The 6,429-nt window shown below is 71.8% G+C and carries 5 protein-coding genes; all 5 read left to right on the forward strand.

The window, feature by feature from the left end; all coding sequences use genetic code 11:
- Positions 1-78 precede the first annotated feature (78 nt).
- Positions 79-657 carry an IS607 family transposase gene (locus AB0B83_RS24995; RefSeq protein ID WP_357580201.1) on the forward strand — a complete coding sequence of 193 codons (579 nt, stop codon included), beginning with the start codon at positions 79-81 and terminating at the stop codon, positions 655-657.
- On the forward strand, positions 654-2,033 hold the full coding sequence (gene tnpB, locus AB0B83_RS25000; protein ID WP_357580202.1) for an IS607 family element RNA-guided endonuclease TnpB: 1,380 nt from the start codon (positions 654-656) through the stop codon (positions 2,031-2,033). Before AB0B83_RS24995 ends, tnpB begins: the two co-directional genes overlap by 4 nt.
- A gap of 16 nt (positions 2,034-2,049) precedes the next feature.
- On the forward strand, positions 2,050-2,736 hold the full coding sequence (locus AB0B83_RS25005) for a response regulator transcription factor (RefSeq protein WP_132237447.1): 687 nt from the start codon (positions 2,050-2,052) through the stop codon (positions 2,734-2,736).
- A gap of 339 nt (positions 2,737-3,075) precedes the next feature.
- Entirely contained in the window at positions 3,076-3,843 is a 768-nt protein-coding gene (locus AB0B83_RS25010) for an ABC transporter ATP-binding protein (protein WP_357580203.1), read from the forward strand.
- On the forward strand, positions 3,843-6,429 hold a 2,587-nt coding region (locus AB0B83_RS25015; protein WP_357580204.1), incomplete at its 3' end, for an FtsX-like permease family protein. The genes AB0B83_RS25010 and AB0B83_RS25015, both read left to right, overlap by 1 nt.

Below are 6,429 nucleotides of genomic sequence, written 5' to 3' on the forward strand. Positions count from 1 at the left end.
CCGGGGATCGGGACGGGGGTAGTAAGCTGCTGACTTGCTAGTCAGCTTTAGTGCTCATTGGTTTGCTAGAGTGGCGGTGTGAATTTGAAGGAGTGGGCAGCGGCTACCGGGATCTCGTACGCGACCGCGCGTCGGCGCTACGAATCCGGCACGCTGCCCGTTCCCACGTACCGGCTCGGCCGCCTGATCATGGTTGGGGAACCGGTCACCAGCGTTGCCGCCGCTGTAGAGCAGGTTGTGGTGTACGCCCGCGTTTCGTCGGCAGACCAGAAGCCGGACCTGGACCGGCAGGTCGCCCGGGTCACCACCTGGGCAACCGGTCAGCGCCTCGCCGTGGACCGGGTGGTGACCGAGGTCGGATCCGCGCTCAATGGCCGCCGCGAGAAGTTCCTCGCGCTGCTGCGCGACCCGGCCGTGTCGACCATCGTGGTAGAGCACCGTGACCGGTTCGCCAGGTTCGGCGCCGAGTATGTCGAGGCCGCGCTGTCCGCGCAGGGCCGTCGACTGCTGGTGGTCGATCCGGCCGAGGTTGACGACGACCTCGTGGGCGACGTGACCGAGATTCTCACGTCACTGTGCGCCCGCCTGTACGGGCGGCGTGCTGCCGCGAACCGGGCCCGCCGGGGCGTCGAGGCGGTCACCGAGGACTCCGAGTGAAGACGATCCAGGCGAACCGGTTCGCCCTCGACCTCACGCCGGGACAGGAGCGCGACGTGTACGCGCACGCCGGCGCGGCCCGCGTCGCGCACAACTGGGCGTTGGCCCGGGTCAAAGCGGTCATGGACCAGCGGGCGGCAGAACGAACTTACGGCGTGCCGGACGAACTGCTGACGCCGTCGCTGTCGTGGTCGCTCGCCGCGCTGCGCAAAGCGTGGAACACAGCTAAGGCCGAGGTGGCGCCGTGGTGGACGGAAGTGTCCAAGGAGGCGTTCAATACCGGCCTGGATGCCCTGGCCCGCGGATTGAAGAACTGGGCCGACTCCCGCAGCGGGAAACGGGTAGGACGGTCGGTCCGGTTCCCGCGTTTCAAGTCCCGCCGCCGCACCACACCGTCCGTGCGGTTTACGACAGGTGCGATCCGTGTCGAGCCGGACCGGATGCACGTGGTGCTGCCGCGGCTGGGCCGGTTGAAGCTGCACGAGTCGGCCCGCAAGCTCGCCCGCCGCCTCGACAACGGCACGGCGCGAGTCATGTCGGCGACCGTGCGTCGTAACGGTGGCCGCTGGTACGTCGCGTTTACGGTCGAGGTTGAGCGCGCCGAGCGGGTACCGGCCCGGCCGGACTCCGTGGTCGGTGTGGACGTCGGCATCAAGCACCTGGCGGTGCTGTCCACCGGCGAGCTGGTCGACAACCCGCGCCACCTAGGCACCGCCCAGACCCGGCTGCGGGCTCTGGGGCGGATACTGTCTCGTAAGACCGGCCCGGACCGGCGAACCGGGCGACGCCCGTCGAAGCGCTGGGAACGCGCGGCGGCACGGCTCGGCCGCGCACATGCCCGGGTGGCGAACCTGCGCCGCGACGGCCTGCACAAGCTCACCACCCGACTCGCCCGCGAGTACGGCACCCTCGTGGTGGAAGACCTCAACGTGGCTGGCATGCTCCGCAACCGGCGGCTGGCCCGGCACATCGCCGACGCCGGGTTCGCCGAACTGCGGCGGCATCTGGCCTACAAGACCGAATGGAACGGCGGCCGTCTGCTCGTGGCCGACCGCTGGCATCCGTCCTCGAAGACCTGCTCAGGCTGTGGCGCGGCGAAAACCAAACTGGCCCTGTCCGAGCGCGAATACCACTGTCAGGCGTGCGGCCTGGTCATGGATCGGGACCGCAACGCCGCACTGAACCTGGCCGCTCTCGCGGCCGAGTTCGACACCGCCGGGAGTGGCCCGGTGACAGGACGTGGAGCCGACCAGAAGACCCGCATACGCGGGCAGGCGGCCGTGAAGCGTCAACCCGGCACGGCATCCGCCGATCAGACCGGGACCGTCCCACCGCAAGGTAGGGCTACCGGCCGTGTGCTCACTGAAGCGCACTGAAAGGTAACGGAATCAGGTGACCGACGCGACGGTGCCGGCACGGCCGGTACGCATCCTGCTCGCCGACGACCAGCCACTGCTGCGTACCGGCTTCCGGATGGTGCTGGGCACGGAGGACGACCTGGACATCGTCGCCGAGGCCGCCGACGGCCTGGAGGCGGTGGAGCTGTCCCGCCGGCTGCTGCCCGACGTGGTGCTGATGGACATCCGGATGCCGCGGATGGACGGGGTCGCCGCGACCCGGGCGATCGTCGACGCCCGGCTGCCGGTACGGGTGCTGATCCTGACCACCTTCGACCTGGACGAGTACGTGGTGGGGGCACTGCGGGCCGGGGCGAGCGGCTTCCTGGCCAAGGACGTGCCGGCCGACGACCTGGTGGCGGCGATCCGCACGGTGGCCGCCGGGGACGCGGTCGTCGCGCCGCGCATCCTGCGGCGCCTGCTGGACCGCTTCGCCGACGCGCTGCCCGACCCCGCGGCCGCGCCGCCCCGCACGCTGAGCGCCCTGACCGAGCGGGAGCGGGAGGTGCTCGTGCACGTGGCCCGGGGGCTGTCCAACGCCGAGATCGCCCGGGCGTTGTCGGTCAGCGAGACCACCATCAAGACCCACGTCGGGCACGTGCTGACGAAGCTGGGGCTGCGCGACCGGGTGCAGGCCGTGGTGCTGGCGTACGAGTCGGGTCTGGTCCGCCCGCGGGCGTAGCGTCTCGTCGCCGGCCGGCACGGGCCGCGTACCCGGGGATTCGCCACGGCACGCGGCGCGGTTGCCGCCGTCACCTACCGTGACCGGAGACGTCGCCGCGCGGTTGACCCTGACGCGGCGTCACTGTGCAGGATCGGTCCCGGCCGGCGGAACGCTCTCGCCCGGCCGCCCACTCAGGGGCAACCCTGAGTCGGCATTGGGGGGCACCCGCAGCGCGAAATCCGCCACGGCTCCGACCGGAGTCGGAGGGATCGGGGCCGGCGAGCACAGATGATGGGACTGCCGCGCCGGACCAGCGGGGGCGGCGCGGACCGAAGACAGACGGAAGAGGTAGATGACGTGACCGCGACGGTAGGCCAGCAGGCGCAGGCCGCGGCCCGGGCGAACGACGTGTGGAAGGTGTACGGCAGCGGCGAGGCGCAGGTCGTCGCGCTGCGGGGGGTCAGCGCGGAGTTCGAGCGGGGCCGGTTCACGGCGATCATGGGGCCGTCGGGCTCGGGCAAGTCGACGTTGATGCACTGCCTCGCGGGCCTGGACTCGGTGACCCGGGGCACGGTGTCGATCGGCGACACGAAGGTCACCGGCCTGGGCGACGCGGGCCTGACGAAGCTGCGCCGCGACAAGGTCGGCTTCATCTTCCAGCAGTTCAACCTGCTGCCGACGTTGACGGCGAAGGAGAACATCCTGCTGCCCCTGTCGATCGCCGGACGCAAGCCGGATCCGGCCTGGTACGACACGGTGATCGCCACGGTCGGGCTGCGGGACCGGCTGGACCACCGGCCGGCGCAGCTCTCCGGCGGCCAGCAGCAGCGGGTGGCGTGCGCCCGGGCGCTGGTCGCCCGGCCCGAGGTGATCTTCGCCGACGAGCCGACCGGCAACCTGGACTCGCGGGCCGGCGCGGAGGTGCTGAACTTCCTGCGCAACTCGGTGCGCGAGCACGGGCAGACCATCGTGATGGTCACCCACGACCCGACCGCCGCCGCGTACGCCGACCGGGTGGTCTTCCTCGCCGACGGGCAGATCGTCTCCGAGCTGATCGAGCCGACCGCCGACACGGTGCTGGACACCATGAAGAAGCTGGACACCCCCGCCGAGGTGGCGCGCTGATGTTCCGCGCGACCCTGAAGAGCCTGCTGGCCCGCAAGGTCCGGCTGATCCTCTCCGGCCTGGCCGTGGTGCTGGGCGTCATGTTCGTCTCCGGCGCGTTCGTGCTCACCGACACCCTCGGCCGCTCGTTCGACGCGATCTTCGCCGACGCGTACGAAGGCGTGGACGTCAACGTCGCCGCCAAGCCGAAGATCGACGGCAGCGAGGCGGAGGGCATGCCGGTGGTGGCTGCGCCGGTGCCGGCGGCCACCCTCGACAAGGTCCGGGCGGTGCCCGGCGTCGCCGAGGCCACCGGCGTGGTCGGCGTCGACGGGGCGCGGCTGATCGGCGGCAACGGCAAGGTGGTCGCCTCGTTCGGCCCGCCGCAGCTCGGCGAGAACTGGACCGGCGAGAGCGACCTGGTGCGGCTTCGCGAGGGACGGGCCCCGCAGGCCGACGACGAGATCGTCATCAACAAGGCGCTGGCGACGGCCGGCAAGGTGAAGGTCGGCGACCGGGTCGGCGTGCTGACCCTCCAGCCGAAGCAGGAGTTCACCATCGTCGGCGTGTTCGGCTACAGCGGCGGCCGGGACTCCATCGGTGGCGCCAACGAGATCATGTTCACCACGCCGGTCGCGCAGAAGCTGATGCTCGGCGCGCCGGACACCTTCAGCAACCTCTCGGTCACCGCCGCCGACGGGGTGTCCGACGAGGCGCTGCGCGACGCCGTGGCCGCCGCGGTGGGCGCCGACTTCGAGGTCAAGACCGGTACGCAACTGTCCGAGGACGCGGCGGCCGGCATGAAGGAGGCGCTGTCCTTCTTCAACCGGATCCTGCTCGGCTTCGCCGCGGTGGCGCTGCTGGTGGGCACCTTCCTGATCCTCAACACCTTCTCGATCATCGTGGCGCAGCGCACCCGCGAACTGGCGCTGATGCGCGCCGTGGGGGCCAGCGGCCGGCAGATCATCGGCTCGGTGGTGCTGGAGGCCGTCGCGGTGGGGCTGGTCGCCTCGGTGCTCGGCCTCGGCGCGGGCATCGGCATCGGCGCGCTGCTGGCGTACCTGTTCAGCACGTTCGCCGGCGGGCTGACCCTGGCCGGGATCGGCGTGCCGCTCTCCGCCGTGGTCGGCGCGTTCTCCGTCGGTCTCGTGATCACCGTGGTGGCGGCGCTGCTGCCGGCGCTGCGGGCGTCGCGGATCCCGCCGATCGCGGCGATGCAGGACGTGGCCACCCCCGACCGCCCGCTGACCAAGGTCACCGTGGCCGGCGCGATCGTCACGGCCGTGGGCGGCGCGCTGCTGGCGCTGGGGCTCACCGGCAACGCCGGGGGCAACACCCTCGCCACCATCCTCGGCGGGGTGCTGTTCGCCTTCATCGGCGTGGCCCTGCTGACGCCGCTGATCAGCCGGCCGGTGGTGAGCCTGCTCGGCGCGCTCTTCGCCTGGTCGGTGCCCGGCAAGCTGGGCCGGCTCAACTCGGGGCGCAACCCGCGCCGCACCGCCATCACCGCCGCCGCGCTGATGGTCGGCATCGCGCTGGTCACCGGCGTGACGGTGATCCTGGACTCCGCGAAGAGCAGCATCGGCGGGCTCGCCCAGGACAGCCTGAAGGCGGAGCTGGTGATCGCCGGGGCGCAGAGCGGCCCCCGGCCGCCGAGCTTCGACCCGGCGGTGCTGGAGAAGGCCGCCGCGATCCCGGGGGTGCGCCTGGCCGACGGCGAGTACGGCGACCTGGCGATGGTCGGCGGCCAGCGCACCTGGGTGGCGGCGAGCAGTGACGTCGCCGCGCTGCGGCTGATCTTCGGGGCCGAGCCGACCGCCGGCGACATCGACCGGCTGGCGCCGGACGGGATGCTGGTCAGCTCCGACACCGCGACGGCGCGCGGCCTCTCCGTGGGGTCGAAGGTGCCGGTGCAGACGTCCCGGGGCGAGGCGCGCACGTACACCGTGACCGGCATCTATGCCAGTTCCCAGCTGACCAACCCGGTGGTGCTGCCGGCGGAGGCGGCGAGCGGCTTCGCCATCCCGCAGCCCATCCAAGGCTTCATCCAGCTGGCGCCGGGCACCCGGGTGGCCGACGTGCAGCCTCAGATCGAGGCTCTGCTGGCCGACTCCCCCGAGGTGTCGGTGGCCGACCGGGAGGCGTTCATCGAGCAGCAGACCGGTCAGCTCGACGGGCTGCTCATGATGATCCAGATCCTGCTGGCGCTGGCCATCGTGATCGCCGTGCTCGGCATCATCAACACCCTGGCGCTGTCGGTGCTGGAGCGCACCCGGGAGCTGGGGCTGCTGCGGGCCATCGGCCTGCGCCGGGCGCAGACCATGCGGATGATCACCGTGGAGGCGGTGGTGATCTCGGTGTTCGGCGCGCTGCTCGGCGTGGTCGTCGGCGCCGGCCTCGGCGCGGCCGTGGTCGAGGCGCTGCGCGACGAGGGCATCACCGACCTGGTGCTGCCCTGGACCCAGATGGGGATCTTCCTCGGCCTCGCCGCGATCGTCGGGGTGGTCGCCGCGGCGCGGGTGCAGAGCCGCATCGGTCCGCTGGAGCAGGAGACCGAACGGAGCCGGGCGGACGTCGGCGAGATGGCGGTGACCGCGTACAAGACCG

The sequence above is a fragment of the Micromonospora sp. NPDC049060 genome (assembly GCF_040649055.1).
GTDB classification, from domain to species: Bacteria; Actinomycetota; Actinomycetes; order Mycobacteriales; family Micromonosporaceae; genus Micromonospora; species Micromonospora reichwaldensis.